Origin of the sequence: Streptomyces sp. NPDC029044 (assembly GCF_040637495.1) — a bacterium.
Classification (GTDB): Bacteria; Actinomycetota; Actinomycetes; order Streptomycetales; family Streptomycetaceae; genus Streptomyces.
Genome location: NZ_JBEZWN010000031.1, coordinates 44,207 through 60,563 on the forward strand (window position 1 = coordinate 44,207; position 16,357 = coordinate 60,563).

13 protein-coding genes are annotated in these 16,357 nt (G+C 69.7%); 6 read left to right on the forward strand and 7 right to left on the reverse strand.

Features of this window, described 5'->3' with window-relative positions; translation table 11 throughout:
* Positions 1 to 40: 40 nt before the first annotated feature.
* The 4 genes from AB0E85_RS23615 to AB0E85_RS23630 all read right to left on the reverse strand — a co-directional run bounded on the left by AB0E85_RS23615 (position 41) and on the right by AB0E85_RS23630 (position 4,846).
* Positions 41 to 2,314 carry a M20/M25/M40 family metallo-hydrolase gene (locus AB0E85_RS23615; RefSeq protein ID WP_361930537.1) on the reverse strand — a complete coding sequence of 758 codons (2,274 nt, stop codon included), beginning with the start codon at positions 2,312 to 2,314 and terminating at the stop codon, positions 41 to 43.
* 113 nt (positions 2,315 to 2,427) lie between these two features.
* Positions 2,428 to 3,312: a fatty acid desaturase gene (locus tag AB0E85_RS23620; RefSeq protein WP_361930443.1), complete on the reverse strand. Its 885-nt coding sequence runs from the start codon at positions 3,310 to 3,312 to the stop codon at positions 2,428 to 2,430.
* Positions 3,313 to 3,369: 57 nt separating this feature from the next.
* Entirely contained in the window at positions 3,370 to 3,678 is a 309-nt protein-coding gene (locus AB0E85_RS23625; protein WP_361930446.1) for a phosphopantetheine-binding protein, read from the reverse strand.
* Positions 3,679 to 3,931: 253 nt separating this feature from the next.
* A complete protein-coding gene (locus AB0E85_RS23630; RefSeq protein ID WP_361930450.1) occupies positions 3,932 to 4,846 on the reverse strand; it encodes a polysaccharide deacetylase in 915 nt (304 codons plus the stop codon).
* Between the two features lie 101 nt (positions 4,847 to 4,947).
* On the opposite strand from AB0E85_RS23630, the gene AB0E85_RS23635 reads away from it, so the two are divergent.
* Positions 4,948 to 5,169, forward strand: a complete 222-nt coding sequence (locus tag AB0E85_RS23635; RefSeq protein WP_361930453.1) for an MbtH family NRPS accessory protein — start codon at positions 4,948 to 4,950, stop codon at positions 5,167 to 5,169.
* Positions 5,169 to 6,575, forward strand: a complete 1,407-nt coding sequence (locus AB0E85_RS23640; protein ID WP_361930456.1) for an aldehyde dehydrogenase family protein — start codon at positions 5,169 to 5,171, stop codon at positions 6,573 to 6,575. The genes AB0E85_RS23635 and AB0E85_RS23640 overlap by 1 nt, the downstream gene beginning before the upstream one ends.
* 58 nt (positions 6,576 to 6,633) lie before the next feature.
* Here AB0E85_RS23640 and AB0E85_RS23645 read toward each other — a convergent pair whose 3' ends face one another.
* Positions 6,634 to 7,593, reverse strand: a complete 960-nt coding sequence (locus AB0E85_RS23645; protein ID WP_361930459.1) for a hypothetical protein — start codon at positions 7,591 to 7,593, stop codon at positions 6,634 to 6,636.
* Positions 7,594 to 8,148: 555 nt separating this feature from the next.
* Between AB0E85_RS23645 and AB0E85_RS23650 the strand changes: the two genes are divergently transcribed.
* The gene (locus AB0E85_RS23650; protein WP_361930461.1) at positions 8,149 to 9,561 is read left to right on the forward strand and encodes a non-reducing end alpha-L-arabinofuranosidase family hydrolase; all 1,413 of its coding nucleotides are present in this window, start codon (positions 8,149 to 8,151) and stop codon (positions 9,559 to 9,561) included.
* A gap of 83 nt (positions 9,562 to 9,644) precedes the next feature.
* Positions 9,645 to 11,291, forward strand: a complete 1,647-nt coding sequence (locus AB0E85_RS23655; RefSeq protein WP_361930464.1) for a ricin-type beta-trefoil lectin domain protein — start codon at positions 9,645 to 9,647, stop codon at positions 11,289 to 11,291.
* A 286-nt stretch (positions 11,292 to 11,577) separates the two neighbouring features.
* On the opposite strand, the gene AB0E85_RS23660 is transcribed toward AB0E85_RS23655, so the two are convergent.
* Positions 11,578 to 12,684, reverse strand: coding sequence for a ricin-type beta-trefoil lectin domain protein (locus AB0E85_RS23660; RefSeq protein WP_361930467.1), 1,107 nt, complete (start codon positions 12,682 to 12,684; stop codon positions 11,578 to 11,580).
* Between the two features lie 32 nt (positions 12,685 to 12,716).
* A complete protein-coding gene (locus tag AB0E85_RS23665) occupies positions 12,717 to 12,899 on the reverse strand; it encodes a hypothetical protein (protein WP_361930469.1) in 183 nt (60 codons plus the stop codon).
* 1,082 nt (positions 12,900 to 13,981) lie between these two features.
* On the opposite strand from AB0E85_RS23665, the gene AB0E85_RS23670 reads away from it, so the two are divergent.
* Together AB0E85_RS23670 and AB0E85_RS23675 are read left to right on the forward strand one after the other, a co-directional pair.
* Complete coding sequence (locus AB0E85_RS23670; RefSeq protein ID WP_361930472.1) at positions 13,982 to 14,509, forward strand: hypothetical protein; 528 nt, start codon at positions 13,982 to 13,984, stop codon at positions 14,507 to 14,509.
* Between the two features lie 209 nt (positions 14,510 to 14,718).
* A complete protein-coding gene (locus AB0E85_RS23675; RefSeq protein WP_361930475.1) occupies positions 14,719 to 16,092 on the forward strand; it encodes a DUF418 domain-containing protein in 1,374 nt (457 codons plus the stop codon).
* Positions 16,093 to 16,357: the final 265 nt, after the last annotated feature.

The following is a 16,357-nucleotide window of genomic DNA, read 5'->3' on the forward strand; positions in this document are numbered from 1 at the left end:
GTTTCGTTCCCCCTGTTCCGGCTTGGTGGATGACGGGACGTCAGGCGCGGATGCCGCGTCCCGCCGCGGTGACGTCGGTCAGTGCGTCACCGTGGGTGCTCCAGGTCAGGTGGGCGGGCATCGGTGACAGGTCCGGCGACTGCGGCAGTCCCGGGGTGTAGCCCGTGAGCCAGAGCGGGACCCGGCCCTTCCCACTGACCCGCAGGGTGATCTCGACGCCTTCCTCGGGGACGCTGTACAGGGCGAACCCCCATTTCCAGGGCCCCTCGGCGTAGGGGCGGTTGACCCCGCCGTCCACCTTCACGCCGAGCAGGGAGGCGCCCTTGACGGTGTGCCGGGAGACGTCCGCCATCAGGGTGACGTAGGAGGTGCCGGGGGCGGGGACGACCTTGAGACGTACGGTGCGTTCCGAACCGGTGGCGGCCTCGGCCCGGGCGGTCACCTCGGGGGCGGCCGGGCGGGGCCCCGCGGAGGACTCGCTGTGGGCGGCGTGGGGCAGGACGGGCGGGAAGGTCGGGAACCGGTCGGAGACGGGGCCGCGCTCCGGTCCGGTGACCTTGCGCGTCCAGGCGGGCGGGGAGGCGTCGGAACTCGCCCAGGTGCCCTTGGAGCGGTCCGCGTCCCAGAGGTAGGCGAGGCTGGTGTGGGCCGGGCGGTCGGGTGCGAAGCCGTCCACCTTCATCCCGGTCAGCGCCAGGGCCGTGCCGGCGGCCGTGGCGACCAGTGCGGTCAGGCCGGGGACTCTGCGGGGCAGGACCCCGGCGAGCGGCGCCAGCAGGACGGTCACGAAGGCGCAGAGGATCAGCGGCACGGGCCCGGCGCTGACGCCGAGGGTCGGGAAGATCAGCACGATCACGGGCAGGAAGAGCACCAGGGCCGGCAGGGCCGCGACGGAGGCGCCGACCGGGTGCCACGCGCCGTCCGGGCCGCCCCAGCGCAGCGCGGCGGCCAGAGCGGCGCAGCCGACCAGCAGCGGCCAGGTGAACAGATATGCGGCACCCGGTGCGAGGACGGCGGTGAGCAGGGCCAGGAAGGCGAACCAGCCCCAGGCGCCCAGGGTGAGCGCGAGGACGGGGATCCGGCGGCGCAGGAGCTGGTACCAGGCGATGACCGCGGCGAAGCCGAAGGCGAGGAAGGCGGCCCTGTACCACTCGGGCCGGTAGGTGTCGCCCATGAGCAGGTTGTCGTACTCCGGCCGGATCAGCACCACGAGCGACCAGAGGCAGAAGGCGGTGAACCAGGACGCGACCAGCGCGCCCAGGAAGCCGAAGGCGCCCTTGACGCTGCCGCCGCTCAGGGCGCCGGTGCGCCGGGCGTACCAGACGGTGGCGACGTAGGCGAGGACGGCGAGGACGGCGAGGACGAGGACGAGGGACTGCGCGTAGTGGACGAGGAACCCGAGGAAGGTGAAGTACGTGTCCTCACCGCCGTCCAGGGAGCCCAGGGACGCCCCGGACAGCGCCCTGGCGACGGCCAGCACCGAGTCGCCCTGGTGCTGCACGCTCGCGCGGTCGACGTTGGCGACCGTGTCGCCGCTGGTGTGGTAGCGCGCGGAGCCGTCGAGGAAGGCGAAGTTCAGTCCGGTGAAGCCGGCTTCCTTGAACTCGCTGAAATCGGTGTGGTTGGACAGCAGCCGGTAGATCTCGTCGGCGAGGGAGGTCGCCACGGGGCGGCCCGCGTCGCTCAGGGCCGGCAGCACCCCCCTGTTGCGGGGGCCGGACTCGAACATGATCGAGGGGCCGGAGACGCCGCGTGCCTCCAGGTTGACCACCACCGTCTTCGCGGGGTCGGCCGACTTCTTCGTGACGAAGTCGTGGGCGCCCAGCAGGCCGGCCTCCTCGCCGTCCGTGAAGAGGACGTCGATGGTGTTGCGGGTCGTCGTCCCTTCCGCCCTCAGGGCGCGCACGACCTCCAGGATCGCCGCGACGTTGACGCCGTTGTCCGCGGCGCCGGGCCCGGCGGGGACGGAGTCGTAGTGCGCCACCAGCAGGACCGTTCCCGTGGGATCGGTGCCGGGGAAGCTGGCGAGGACGTTGGTGACCTCGCCGACCTTGGCGGTGCCCTCCTCGTTGACGGCCACGGTGCCGGTCCGCACCGACACCCTGCCTCCGAGGGCCGTCAGCCGCTTCTGGAGATGCTTGCGCACCTCGGCCGCGCCCGCGCTGCCCATGGGGTGCGGGGCATGACCGATGACCTCGGCGTCCTTCATGGCGCGTGCGGCGGAGAAGTCCTGCGCGGGAGCCGCGACGGAGGCGGGGGCGGAGGGCCGGAGGGTGTACAGCGACCACCCGGTGAGCGCGATGACCAGGAGCATCACGACTGTCGCTGCTCTCCGGGGAGTTATGCGTGCCACGTTGTACCCAATCGGTGCTGCTCGAAGTGCGTGCGTGCGGGAGGGACGTACGACCGCCGGGCCCGGCGGGGTGGCTACCGGCTCTGCCCGGCCTTCCGGTTGCGCTGCGCCTCACGGGCGATCAGACGGAAGAAGGCGGGGTAGCTGCGGTGCGAGTGGACGGCCAACTCCACGGCCACCGGATGGCGTTCGGGAAGGCGGTTGATAGGCACCGACATGGCGGCGTGGTGCTCGACGTGCAGGTTGTTGCCGTTGGTGTACCAGGTGCTGAACCGGCTGCCCGTGATGGTGCGGGTGTTGCGCAGCACGTCGGTGCTGGCGTTGTCGCAGAGGATGTGCTCGGGCAGTTCCACGACGAAGTGCAAGGGGACCGCCACCACCAGGGGCAGCACCCACAGCAGCAGGACCTGCTCGCCGAAGCCCGCGCAACCGGCGACGACAGCCGCCAGCAGGCACAGCGCCATGATGCGGTACTCGCTCATGACTTCGCGGCGACGGCGTTCGGGCACCTCTCCCATGTCGTACGTCCAGGTTCCGCGGATGCTGCGTGCCATCTCGCCGAGCACCGTGAGGATGCGGCCGAAGTTGAACATCTCGCGCAGCAGGGCGCCCCAGGTCACGGGTTGCCGGGTGTCGAAACCGAAGAACTCCGAGTCCTGCGGGGTTCCGAGGTACTTGTGGTGCTGAAGGTGCCTGATCCGGTAGTGGCTGTAGCCGACGAACAGCGGGATCCCCAGCGGGATTCCGACCAGCCGGTGCAGCCGGGGGTTGAGGAAGGCGGAGTGGTGCAGGCACTGGTGCTGCAACTCCACCGTGTGGGTGTACATGGCGCCGAGCAGGAACACGCCCGCGATCCGCGCCGGCCAGTACGGCGCTAGAGCCAGAAAGGCACCCGCCGCGATCAGAACGAGGGCAATAACCAGTTTGACGACGAAATCTGATTGGTCCTTCGACGTCACTCGGGCGCGTTGCCACAAAATATTGGATGCAGCGTCACTCACCGGACTGGTCAATGTTCACTGCGCCTGGATCGACATGTTCCGCAGCAGGCATTCCGCCTGAGCGGCCGCCGTGGGCCTCTCGAAGAGCTCGTTGAGGAGAAGTCCTTCGAGTTCCTGACCCTCCTCCTCGCCTATTCCTTGTCCGGCGAGCAGCCGGGATATCGACTGAAGGACGAGGAGCGAGTATCCGCCCAGCGCGAAGAAGTCACTTTCACGCGGGTCGATGGTGGAGCGGTCTATCTCCAGGACGTCGGCCCAGATATCCACGACCATATCGGTCACTTCTTCAAGACGCGCATGATTCGACGCATCGTCGAAGCTCATGAAGCTTCCCCCTACAGAACCTGCACGCGTGAATCCCCCGGTGCAGCTGAATGAATGCGCACGAAAGGCGACAGGATCCCCCTGAACGGAGTGGCCGCGCCCCCGGTGCCGCTCGTTGGGCGTTATCCAAACACACGGCCGATCTCCGGTTCAAGGCTTTCCGGCTGTCGATTCTCGCCCGGTGTCGCCGGCGAGAGCGGCGGCAAGCGGCACCATAACCACCGGAGATTCGGACAACCTGGCCGGTAGTCGACTACGGAATGAGTCGCTCCGGCGCGAGAACGCGGTCGGCCACCTCGCCGGCCGTGGCGAATCGGACATCCCCGCATTCCTGAGCGAACCGGATGAAGCTCTCCAGCGCGCGCAGTCGCGAAGGACGTCCGGTGAGGAAGGGGTGGACCGTCAGGACACAGAGGGAACCGTGCTCCCGCATCGCGTCGAGCTCAGAAGTCCACAGGTCAACTACTTTGGAGGGAGCCTCGATCAACTGCCCGATGTCGGGCTCGGGCAGGAAGGCGTACTGCTCCCAGTCGTCCAGCAGCCAGTGCACGGGCAGCTCCGCGACCCGCTGCCGGCCCTCCCCGGCCAGCACCACGTACGGCCGGTCGTCGTCCATGAGGGAGGAGTCGTACGCGAGCCCGTACTCGGGCAGCAGGTCGAGGGTGTACCGCGTCATTTCCCAGTTGGGAGCGCGATATCCGCGCGGTGTCACACCGAATCGCGCGAAGGTTTCGAGGCTGTTCTCCAGCTCCGCCCGTTGTTCTTCCTCGGAGAGATGGACCGGGTGGCGGTGCGTGAATCCGTGCAGGCCGATTTCCTGGCCCCGGTCGCGAACGGACTCGACGACCGAGGGCCAGCGCTCCGCACTCACCCCGGGTATGAAGAATGTGGACGGGACGTCCAAGCGTTCCAGCAGGTCCAGAATCCTGGGAACTCCGACCCGCGGACCGTAGGCTTGGTGGGACATCGTCGTCAAGTGGTTGATGTAGTGCTCGCCCCGGGCCAGCACCGGGGACTCGGCGTCGACGTCCACGGATATGACGACGACGGCCTTGTCCCCGCCGAGCCAGTCACCCGATTCGGCCCGGTCCGGCCAGGGGACAACCGGCACGTGGGCGGCATTGCATTCACTGTTCAGCTCACCGTCGCCCTGCGCCACTTGGCTCATGTAACGTACCTCCGAAGTTCGGTCCACCATCGCAGCTTTCGTTTTCGATGCCGCGGTCCGGCGCACTATAGCTAGCACGGCGGGACAAGGGGAGAAGCGCAATGAGCGAGCTGAATCAGGACGCTGTGTCCTATCGAGTCGTCGTGAATCACGAAGAGCAGTACTCGATCTGGCCATCGGAAGCGGAGATTCCGGCCGGCTGGCGCGCGGCCGGCAAGGAGGGCACGAAAGAGGAGTGCCTGGCGTACGTGGACGAGGTCTGGACGGACATGCGGCCGCTGAGCCTGCGTCTGCACATGGAGAAGGCGGAATCCGCGTCGTGATGATCCGCATGACCGTGGCGGGGGCCCGCGTGGACACCGCCGGCCGACTGCCCGTCGAGAACCCGGCCACCGGCGCGGTGTTCGCCGAGGCACCCGACTGCACCGCGGCCCAACTGGACGAGGCGGTCGCTGCTGCCGGCGCGGCGCAGCCCGGCTGGGCGGCACTCACCGAGGACGAACGCCGGTCGCACCTCCTGGAGTGCGGGAAGCGACTGGGCGCGGTCGCCGACGAGACGGCCCGTCTGCTGTCGGCCGAGCAGGGCAAGCCGCTGAGCAGCGCACTGGCCGAAGTCGAGCTGTCGGCGGGGTGGTTCGGCCACACCGCCGCACTGTCACTGCCCATCGAGGAGCTCGTTCGGGACCCGTCCTGCGGCATCACCCTGTCGCGCGAGCCCTACGGGGTCGTCGCGGCCATCGCGCCATCGAACTTCCCGATCATCCTGGCCATGTGCAAGGTCGCCCCGGCTCTGCTCGCCGGCAACACGGTCGTCCTGAAACCCTCCCCCCAGACTCCGCTGTCGACGCTTCGGGTCGGAGAGGTCCTCCAGGACTGCCTGCCCCCGGGTGTGCTCAACGTGGTGTCCGGCGCCGACGCCCTCGGGGAGGCGCTGACCACTCACCCGGGTATCCGTCTGATCTCCTTCACCGGCTCGGTGGAGACCGGGCGCACCATCGCCCGGCACGCGGCGGGCCGCTTCACACCCGTGGTGCTCGAACTGGGCGGCAACGACCCGGCGATCGTCCTGCCGGGCGCCGACGTGGAAGCGATCGCCCCGGCGCTGTTCGGTGCCGCGATGGCCAACAGCGGACAGTTCTGCGCCGCGATCAAGCGCGTCTACGCGCCGAGGGCGCTGGCCGGGCGACTCGCCGAGCTGCTGGCGGAACGGGCCGGGCGGGCGGTCGTCGGTGACGGCTCCGACCCCGCCACCGAATACGGGCCGCTGATCAGCAGGGCCCAGCGCGACCGGGTCGCCGCCCTGGTCGACGCCGCGGTCCGGGCGGGCGCCCGGGTGCTCACCGGCGGCTCCGTCCCCGACGGGCCGGGCCACTTCTACCCGCTCACCGTGGTGACCGACCTGCCGCCCGGCACCGCGCTGGAGACGGAGGAGCAGTTCGGGCCGGTCGTCCCGGTCCTGGCCTACGACGACATCGACGAGGCCATGACCCGCGCCAACGCCACCGAGTTCGGCCTCGGCGCCTCACTGTGGGGTGACGAGCGCCAGGCGCGCGAGCTGGCCGACCGCCTCGACTGCGGCACGGTCTGGATCAACACCCATGGCGACCTCCGGCACGACGTCCCGTTCGGCGGTACGAAGAGTTCCGGGGTCGGCGTCGAGTACGGGCACCTGGGCCTGCTCGCCTACACCCGCCCGAAGGTGCTGAACGTGTCCGGCCCTCGGGGCTGATTGCGTCGCGGCGGGGACGGCGTCGGCCGCACGGCACCCGACGCCGTCCCGGTGCGGGCTATCGTCCGTCGCCGTCGGGCCCGTCCGCGGCGACCGTCCGGGCCAGCACCTGACGCAGTTCGCCGTACGTCGGCGCCAGCTGCCGCAGACCGGACACCAGCGTCGCGTCGTCCCCGGTCACCAGCGGGTACTGAAGGCTGCCCAGGAGCATGGCCTGTGCACGCAGCAGCCGGGCCACCTCCTCGTACCCGCAGCCGGACAGGGCCACGGCTGCGTCGGACAGCCGCCGGGCACCGACCCTCACCGAGAACCTCTCCAGCATCTCCCGCATGTCCTCGGGTAGTTCACCGGTGGTGATCTGCTCGGCGAGGCGCTCCAGCCCTTGCTCGTTGGCGAGCGTGCCGGGCGGAACGTCACGATCCGCCCGGATGCCGAGCCAGGCCAGAGCGCCGGGCAGCGACGCACGCAGCGCCTCGTCCGCGGTCACCTCTCGGCGGCGCTCGAACGCCGAGCGCAGTACGAAGGAGCTGTCGATGTAGGCGACCTTCTCGGCCCGCCATGCCTGGAGAAACGCGGCCGTCGGCAGCGTCGCGAACGGGTGGCCGTGCGGGTCGTGGAAGACCACCGTGTCCTCGGTCATCGCCACGACCGTCACGTAATGGTCCGCTCCGGTGGCGGAAGCGCTGTCGGGCTGGTGCAGCAGCAGGCCCATGTCCAGTGGTCCGGCCAGCGCGGGTCCACGCTCCAGTGCCGTCTTGAGTCCCGCCAGTGCGTCGTCGGCGTCGTTGCCGTCAGTGCGCTCGCACACGTAGCCGAGCAAGTCGATCGCGGCGTCCAGGCCGGCTTCCGGGTCCCAGCCGAGCGGATCGAACAACGGCACCTCGTCGGCGAGCAGTTGGAAGCCGAAGGGTGAACCGGTGAGCACCTCGAGGAAGGTCGGCGGTGGCGCGCTCTCCCCCAGCGTCATGCAGAGCGAGTTGGAGAAGCAGTACGGACCGGAGCCGACGTAGGGAGTCAACACAACCTCAGAAACTCACGAATGTGGACGGTGGCCACAGCCAGAAACGGGCGCTTCACTCTAATGCGTGGAGCCGCCTCTGCACACGGTCTGGTCGGGGACGACCTCGTAGGGCATGAGCAAGCTTCGGCCCAGTAGTCGCATGTTTGACGCCACGTCAGAGCCGGGAGCCGGACGAAACCCGCTAGTAGCCAAGTCTTCCGTGTCGCGGGACTAGACAGGAGCAACGCCCATATCCGTTAATCCATCCCATGTATCACTCGAGAGGGTCGATCGAACCCAGACCCCAACGGATGAGCACGTGACGCGTCACGCCCGAACGCACGACCTGTGGGCGAACGCACCGAAGAGAACAACTCCACCGCCGTCGGAGCGTTCGCGGTGCAGGACCCGGATGACGGTACCGCTGACAACCGCTGACAACCGCCGGCGCCTCGTGCGGAACTGAGGCCGCCTCGAAGTCGGGCGCGGTCGAGCTCCCACCCTCCCGCATGCACGACATCCCGACCATTGATCGATATGTCGAACGTCCGCTCAATCAAGAGATGAGGCCCCATGCGCAGACGTGGTTCAAGCCTCAGGCGACTGTCTGTGGTGCTCGCGGCCCTGGTCGCTTCGGCGGCGACGCTCGTCGCCAACCCGGCTCAGGCGGACACCAGCGGCACGTTGCGCGGCGCCGGTTCCGGACGGTGTCTCGATGTGCCGAACGCCGGCCAGACGGACGGCACGAACCTTCAGGTCTGGGACTGCACGGGTGGGACCAACCAGCAGTGGACGCTGACGGACGACAACCGGCTGACCGTGTACGGCAACAAGTGCCTGGATGTGCCCGGCCACGCCACCGCGGCCGGTACGCGGGTGCAGATCTGGGCCTGCCACGGCGGTGCGAACCAGCAGTGGCGGGTGAACTCCGACGGCACGATCGTCGGCGTGGAGTCCGGGCTCTGCCTGGACGTCAGCGGCGGCGCCACGGGCAACGGCACGGCGGTGCAGCTCTGGAACTGCCACGGCGGCAGCAACCAGAAGTGGACGGGCCTGTCCGCGCCGCCGGGCGACACGTGTGCCCTTCCGCCGGCGTACCGGTGGTCGTCGACCGGCCCGTTGGCGCAGCCGTCGAACGGCTGGATCGCGCTGAAGGACTTCACCACAGTGCCGTACAACGGCAAGCAGCTGGTCTACGCGACCACTTCTGACGGATCGTCGTGGGGCACGATGGCGTTCCGTCCCTTCACGAACTGGTCGGACATGGCGACGGCCCCCCAGACCGGGATGAGCCCGGGCCTGGCGGTGGCGCCCAAACTGTTCTACTTCGCGCCCAAGAACATCTGGGTGCTGACCTCCAACGGGTGGGGTACCGCCTGGCCCTTCACCTACCGCACGTCCAGCGACCCCACCGACCCCAACGGCTGGTCCGCCCCGCAGCCGCTGTTCACCGGCAGCCTCCCCGAAAGCGGCCCGATCGACCCGACCGTGATCGCCGACGACCAGAACATGTACATGTTCTTCGCCGATGACAACGGCAAGATCTACAAGTCGACCATGCCGATCGGGAACTTCCCGGCCAGCTTCGGCTCGTCGTACACCACGGTCATGAGCGACACGAAGGAGAAGCTGTTCGAGGCGCCGGAGGTCTACAAGGTCAAGGGCCAGAACCAGTACCTCATGATCGTCGAGGCGATGGGCGCGAACGGCCGCTATTTCCGCTCCTTCACCGCCTCCGGCCTGAACGGTCCGTGGACAGTGCAGGCCGGCAGCGAGAGCAGCCCCTTCGCCGGCAAGGCCAACAGCGGCGCCACCTGGACCAACGACATCAGCCACGGTGACCTGGTCCGCACCAACCCCGACCAGACGATGACCGTCGACCCCTGCAACCTTCAGTTCCTCTACCAGGGCAGGACCCCCGCATCGGACGGCACCGACTACCTGAAACTGCCGTACCGGCCGGGTCTCCTCACCCTGCGGCCCTGACCCGCGCGCACGTGATCACGCCCTCCTGACCGCCGATCAGGCCCGCGAAGCGGCTCCGCTTCGCGGGCCGGGAAGGGGCCCCCATGGTTCCCCTGCACAGACGACTGCTGCGGCTCCTCACGGCCACCGCACTGACGCTGAGCGCCTGCGCCACGGCCTCCGCCGGCACGACCGCCCAGGCCGCGCCGGGCAGTCCCGCGCTCACCCCGCCGCTCGGCTGGAACAGCTGGAACAGCTTCGGATGCGGGATCACCGAGGCGCAGGTCCGCCAGGCCGCCGACGCGATGGTGTCCTCGGGCATGAAGGCCGCGGGCTACCAGTACGTCGTCGTCGACGACTGCTGGTTCGACCCCCAGCGCGACGCGGCGGGCAACCTGCGGTCCAACCCGGCCAAGTTCCCCAGCGGCATGAAGGCGCTCGGGGACTACATCCACGGCAAGGGGCTGAAGTTCGGCATCTACCAGGCGCCCAACGAGAAGACGTGCGCCCAGGGTGTGGGCACCTACCCCGGCTCCACCGGCAGCAAGGGCCATGAGGCCCAGGACGCCGCCACGTTCGCCTCCTGGGGCGTGGACTACCTCAAGTACGACTGGTGCTCCGGCAGCGGCACTCTCAGCCAGCAGATCGCGCAGTTCACGACCATGCGCGACGCCCTGCGGGCCACCGGCCGTCCGATCGTCTACAGCATCAACCCCAACAGCTTCCACGCCCCCACCGGCGCCACCTACGACTGGGGGCAGGTCGCCGACCTGTGGCGGACGACCGAGGACCTGCTCGACATCTGGCAGAACGGCAACACCAACAGCTACCCCATGGGCGTCGGCAACGTCCTGGATGTCAATGCGCCACTGGCGGCTCAGTCGGGCCCGGGACACTGGAACGACCCCGACATGCTCGTCGTCGGCCGTCCCGGTCTGTCACTGACCGAGTCGCGTTCCCACTTCGCGCTGTGGGCGCTGATGGGCGCCCCTCTCATCGCGGGCAACGACATCCGCACCATGTCCGGTGACGTGAGCGCGATCCTGCGCAACCCGCGTCTGCTGGCGGTGAACCAGGACCCGCTGGGCGCGGGCGGTCGCCGGGTGCGCGACGACGGCGACACCGAGGTGTTCGCCAAGCGCCTGTCCGACGGCTCGGTCGCCGTGGGCCTGTTCAACCGCGGGAGCAGCACCGCGACCATCAACGCCACGGCCGCGCAGGTCGGCCTGACCGGGGGGTCGTTCACCCTCACCGACCTGTGGACCGGCGGCACGTCGAGCACCTCCGGGCAGATCTCCGCGAGCGTCCCGGCACACGGTGTCGCCGTGTACAGGATGACCGGCGGCAGCCCGCCGGCCTCCACCACCGGGCGCCTGCGCGGTGGCGGGTCCGGCCGCTGCCTGGACGTGGACGGCGCCGCCACCGCGGCCGGGTCGAAGACGCTGCTGTGGGACTGCCACACCGCCGCCAACCAGCTCTGGACCAGCTGGGCCGGAGGCGAGATCCGCGTCTACGGCGACAAGTGCCTGGACGCCTCCGGCCGGGGCACCACCAACGGCACGCCGGTCGTCATCTGGCCTTGCAACGGCCAGGACAACCAGAAGTGGACGGTCGGCTCCGACGGGTCGGTCCGCAACGTCCGCGCCGGGCTCTGCCTCGACGCCAAGGAGGCCGGCTCCGCCAACGGAACCCCGGTCATCCTGTGGACCTGCAACGGCCAGAACAACCAGAAGTGGACCACGCTCCCGTAACCCGTAACCCGTAACCCGTAACCGGTGACCGGTGACCGGTGACCCGTAACCCGTAAGGGCGCAGGGCCGGCTTGGCAGGTCCAGGAAGCACGTCGGCCACGGCGGGGCACAGGCGGTCGTGCCTGCGGCCCCGCTCGGGTGCCGAGGTCAGGACGGGTCGCCGTACTTCAGGCCGCGTCCGTTGGTGCCGACGTAGACGCGGCCGTAGGTGTCGGGAGAAAGTCCTGGCCGAGGAGCGGTCTTCCGGGATCCGCACCCCGGAAAGGGCGCAGATCCCGGAGCGGGGTCATCCGGCGGTCAGAGTGGTCCACTTCTGGTTGGAGCCGCCGTTGCAGTCCCACAGGTGGAGCTGCGTGGCGTCGGCCGTGGAGGAACCCGGAACGTCGAGGCAGCGGCCCGAAGCGGGGTTGCGGTAGCCGCCGTTGTAGGGCTGCCATACCTGGTTGGCGCCGCCGTGACAGGACCAGAGCTGCACCTTGGTTCCGTTCGCGGTGCCATAGCCGGCGGCGTCGAGGCACTTGCCCATGGAGCGCAGCGTGCCGTCGGTGTAGGCGGACCACAACTGGTTGGCACCGCCGCCACAGCTCCACGTCTGGACGGCGGTCCCGTCGGCTGTGGCGGCGCCTTTGACGTCCATGCACTTGCCGGCGATGCCGGACTGTACGCGTGCGGGGGCGGGGGCGGGGTTCTTCAGCCATCCGGCGCTGTCCGCGGCCCGGACGCCGCGGTGGAAGGCGTCGGCCATCTTCTGGTAGCCCGAGTCGTTGGGGTGCAGGGGGTCGGCCAGGTCGGCCGTGGTCAGGCTGCTCATGTCGACGTGGGCGACGTGTTTGCCCGCCGCTTGTGCCTCGCTGACGATGTGGCGGGTGGCCTGGTTGTACGCGCCCCGGAACCGCTCCTCCGAGGGACTGGTGGACACGACCAGGGAGGCGACGAGGACGGTTGCGTCGGGGACGTCGGCGGTGATCTGGTCGACCAGCGACTTCAGCCGGGAGATGGCGGTGTTGACCTCGGAGGCCCCCTGGAGGTCGTTGGTGCCGATGTGCAGCGTGACGACATTGGGCCGGTAGCGGGTGAGCGAGGCGTCGGCGAGTGCGGCGATCTGGTCGATGCGGTACCCCGAGTGTCCCTCGTTGTCGGGATCGGACATCGTGCCGGCCTGCCCGGTACCCACGAAGTCCAGCGGGTGGCCGTCCGCGGCGAGTCTGTCCCACAGCGGCGCCCGGTAGCCGTTGCCCGTACTGCTTCCCACACCCCAGGTGATCGAGTCGCCCAACGGCATGACCCGCAAAGGCGTGTCGGAGGCGGCGGAGGCAGGGGTCACACCTGCCGCCGTCAGCCCGAGCAGGGCGGAGACAAGCGCGGCCAGGGGCAGGATCCGGGACTTTTTCATGGGGGTTCCCTTCTTCTACGAGTGATCGCTGTTCAGCGGGGATGACCGCCGCCCGGCGGCATCTGGGTGCGGTGCGTCACGGTGATCCGCTCGGCGTGCGGATCGTCGAACCCGAGGGCACCGTGCTGCCCTCGCCGTTGAGGAAGGCGGTCTCCCTTCGGGTGGCCGGGGGCGGCCGTCGGGTGCCGGACGGTGAGGACGACGCCGGTGCGCATGACGTACCTCTGCCGTGTGCGAAGGAGACGGAAGGGGCGACGCCCACGAGGGGCGCGGGGACCTCGCCGGTGCAGTCGGCCACCGAGCCGTTCTCGACAGAAGGCCCGGCTGTGCCGTATCGCCGGCACTGCGCGTCGGGAGCGGCTTGTCGGCGGCCTTGCCCTAGGTGGTGAGCAGCGGCATGCCGTCGGCCACCGCTGCGCCGTCGAACGCCGTGAAGGCGAGGAAGCTTTTCCGGCTTGGTCCGGAGCGGGCGGAGGCGGCATTCGGCGTCATCGCGTCAACCCTTCATGGCGCACCAGGACGTCCGGCGGAGGGCCCTCGGCTGCGGTGTCGTGACTGGAACTGGCTGAGCTGGAAGCAGACATCCCATTGCTGCGACGTGATGCGCAGTCGAAGCGCTTCGACGTTGCTGCGAGGTTAAGTGAAGCCACTGAGGGCGCACAAGGGCCCGCTCCAAGATTGCTCCAGGGTGCAACAAGGGTGTTTCCGCGCGCTGTTCATCGCGGAGAGGCTGATCTCTTGACACTGTCCCGGAGCTCTGACGAGCATCGAAGCGCTTCCCCGCTCTTCTCCGGTCCGCCTCAGGGGAATCCCACGCCTCTGCCCGCACGCCGCACCCACCACGGTCGTTGCGCTGTCGCAACGACCGTTCCCCAAGCGCATCGACACTCGTCCGTCGCGGCTCCGCCCCGACGGAAAGGTGGGATCCCTGCACCAGCTCATGACATCCAGTCCTCCCGACCGCGCCTGATTCCAGAAAGGACAGCGTCATGTTCCCCGAGGCCGAAGAAGAGAAGCGTCAAGGATGTGCTGGTAGCGCTGCTGATGGGGATCTCGCCCCTGATCGCGGCGCTCGTAGTGACCGGCACAAGTGCGCGACGGTACGGCCGCTGTGGACTCCCGCCACCCGGCAGACCGGTTCCAGCCGGTAGGGGGGAGCGTTCCGGCCCGTCGGCGGGCGGGTGAGCGAGGTCCGGCGGGTGGTGCCGGCGGTTCTCGTCCGGTGGGATCGGCCCGTGGGCCCGACCGGGTCTGCCGGCCGCAGTCGCTTTCCGAACCGTTCGAGGATCACCCAGCCATGCCCGAGTTGTACCTTCGTCAGCCTGTCCGTGCTCTGCGCCGCTGTGCGGCGCAGCCCCATGTGCTGTTCGGGGGCGTGTACGGGGCGGTTCTGGCCAGCTCCATGGTGGCCGCCCTGACGGAGCAGGGTGAGACGGCGCCCGCCGACCGGTTCAGCAGCGCCCAGTGGCTCCTGGTCACGGCCGCCGCATCGGCCCTGGCGCACGGCTACGCACATCTGATCGCCCTGCGCGGCGACCGGGCCCATCACGGTGTGCGCGCCGCGTGGCGGCTGTTGCTGTCCGAATGGCCGTTGGTGGTGGCGACGTCGCCGACAGTGCTCCTGCTGCTCGGCGCGGGCTGGGGGTGGTGGCCCTCGGAGGGCATCGAGTCCGTGGCCTTCGCCGTGAACGTCGTGCTGCTGTTCGCCTGGGGCCTGGTCGCGGCCCGCGCCGCCGGTCGCACGTGGCGCTCCGCCTTGATGATCGGCACCGTGGACTCGTTGCTCGGGCTGGCGGTCGTCGTGGCCAACGCCCTCATCAAATAGGGCGGTTGGCCGCCCGGGCCCGCCGGCAGCCCGAGCCCGCCAGCCGCCCGAGCCCGCCAGCCGCCCGAGCCCGCCAGCCGCCCGGGCCCGCCCGCCGACCGGGCCGGCACTGTTCCGCCGGTCGGCTGGGTGGTCCCGGCCAGTCGGCGGGCGCGTCACCGAAGCCTGCCGGATGGTCCGCCTCCTGACGGCACCGAAGGATTCTGCGTATGACGCAGATACCGCCGCCACAGGAGACATCGGCCCCGCAGGAGAACTCGCCTCCACGGCCCCAAACCCCGTCCGGGGGCGCCGTGCGGGCCTCGCCCGGCCCCTCGATCGGACGCCTGGTCGGGTTGGACCTGGCCCGCGCGCTGGCGGTGTTCGGCATGTACATCGTGCACATCGCCCCGATGCCGTCAGCCGGGAACGACCTCGGCAGCTGGGTGTACTCCCTGGCGGAGGGACGCTCGTCGGCCCTGTTCGCCACTCTCGCCGGGTTCTCGCTGATGCTGATCGCAGGCCGCCTTGAGCCGAAGACCGGCCTGGCGGGCCGGCGGGCGAAGGCCCGGATCGCGATCCGCGCCGTGATCCTGCTGACGCTGGGCACCGTGCTGGCGATGGAGTACGGGGACATCATCATCCTCGCCTACTACGGCGTCTACTTCCTCCTCGCGCTGTTCCTGGTGCGACTGAGCGCCAGGACGCTGGCGATCATCGCGGCGGGGATCGCGCTCGTCATGCCACAGCTGGCGTTCGTTCTGAAGATGTGGCTGAGCGACTCCGTCCAGCAGAGCATCAACGCCTACGACCCGCTCGAGAAGCTCAGCACCGTGGGAGTGCTCGATCTGCTGCTCACGGGCCTCTACCCGACGATCACGTGGATGGCGTTCGTGATCGCCGGCATGGCGCTGGCCCGCCTCGACCTGACCGCCGCCACCGTCCAGCGGCGCCTGGCGGCGCTCGGTGCAAGCCTCACCGTGGGCGCCTACGGCCTGGCCACGCTGCTGGGTGGCACGAGCGCGGTGCTGAGCTTCAGGGGAGGCGGAGGGCCGTCCAGCGGCTCCGGATCGGGGCCCATGGGCAACGGGTCCATGGGCAGCGGGTCCGGAGCAGGATCCATGGGCAACGGGTCCATGGGCAGCGGGTCCGGGGCAGAGTCCATGGGCAGCGGGTCCGGGGCAGAGTCCATGGGCAGCGGATCCATGGGCAGCGGGTCCGGCGGGCCCGTGCAGTCGGCCTCGGACCTGCTGGGTGCCGTGTCGCACACCGGCACCACCCTCGACACCATCGGCTGCCTGGGGGTCGCGATCCTGGTGATCGTGGGCGCGACGGTGGCCATCGACCGCCTGCCGCGACTGCGCCGCCTGGCGAAACCGGTCATCGCCGTGGGCACCATGTCCCTGACCGCCTACGTCGGCCACTTCCTCGCACAGTCCGCGTGGCCCGCTTCCGGCGCCGGCACCACGAAGTCCTGGGTACCCGTGCTCACGTACATCCTGGGGGCGATCGTCTTCGCCGCGATCTGGTCCCGCTTCTTCCGCCGCGGCCCCCTGGAGTACCTGCTCAACGCAGCCACCAAGCCCGCCCAGTACATCCGGTGAGGTCAGGCCGGGGTGGCGCGCTCACTGTCCATCCCGGCCTGGTCAGCCGTCCGAGGCCCGCAAGGGGATCACCCCTGCGGGCCTCGGCTGTGGCCCCTGGCCGACTCATCCCAGCTCCGCCTGGCGCCGACCGGAGAGAGCTCGACGCTCGAAAGGCGCCCGGCCTCGGACGCGGTGCGGTCCTCAGGCTGATGCCCGGCCAGGTCGCCCGGTGCGCGGGAGTGCGTCGCGGCGCAGGCGTGCGTACTCCCCGAAACCCTCGCGT

Bases quoted from the DNA above. Each gene is read 5' to 3' on its own strand.
- AB0E85_RS23615 (WP_361930537.1), bottom strand. From the start codon at position 2,314: ATGCTCCTGGTCATCGCGCTCACCGGGTGGTCGCTGTACACCCTCCGG.
- AB0E85_RS23625 (WP_361930446.1), bottom strand. From the start codon at position 3,678: ATGAGCTTCGACGATGCGTCGAATCATGCGCGTCTTGAAGAAGTGACC.
- AB0E85_RS23630 (WP_361930450.1), bottom strand. From the start codon at position 4,846: ATGAGCCAAGTGGCGCAGGGCGACGGTGAGCTGAACAGTGAATGCAAT.
- AB0E85_RS23635 (WP_361930453.1), top strand. From the start codon at position 4,948: ATGAGCGAGCTGAATCAGGACGCTGTGTCCTATCGAGTCGTCGTGAAT.
- AB0E85_RS23640 (WP_361930456.1), top strand. From the start codon at position 5,169: ATGATCCGCATGACCGTGGCGGGGGCCCGCGTGGACACCGCCGGCCGA.
- AB0E85_RS23650 (WP_361930461.1), top strand. From the start codon at position 8,149: ATGCGCAGACGTGGTTCAAGCCTCAGGCGACTGTCTGTGGTGCTCGCG.
- AB0E85_RS23655 (WP_361930464.1), top strand. From the start codon at position 9,645: ATGGTTCCCCTGCACAGACGACTGCTGCGGCTCCTCACGGCCACCGCA.
- AB0E85_RS23660 (WP_361930467.1), bottom strand. From the start codon at position 12,684: ATGAAAAAGTCCCGGATCCTGCCCCTGGCCGCGCTTGTCTCCGCCCTG.
- AB0E85_RS23665 (WP_361930469.1), bottom strand. From the start codon at position 12,899: ATGCGCACCGGCGTCGTCCTCACCGTCCGGCACCCGACGGCCGCCCCC.
- AB0E85_RS23670 (WP_361930472.1), top strand. From the start codon at position 13,982: ATGCCCGAGTTGTACCTTCGTCAGCCTGTCCGTGCTCTGCGCCGCTGT.
- AB0E85_RS23675 (WP_361930475.1), top strand. From the start codon at position 14,719: ATGACGCAGATACCGCCGCCACAGGAGACATCGGCCCCGCAGGAGAAC.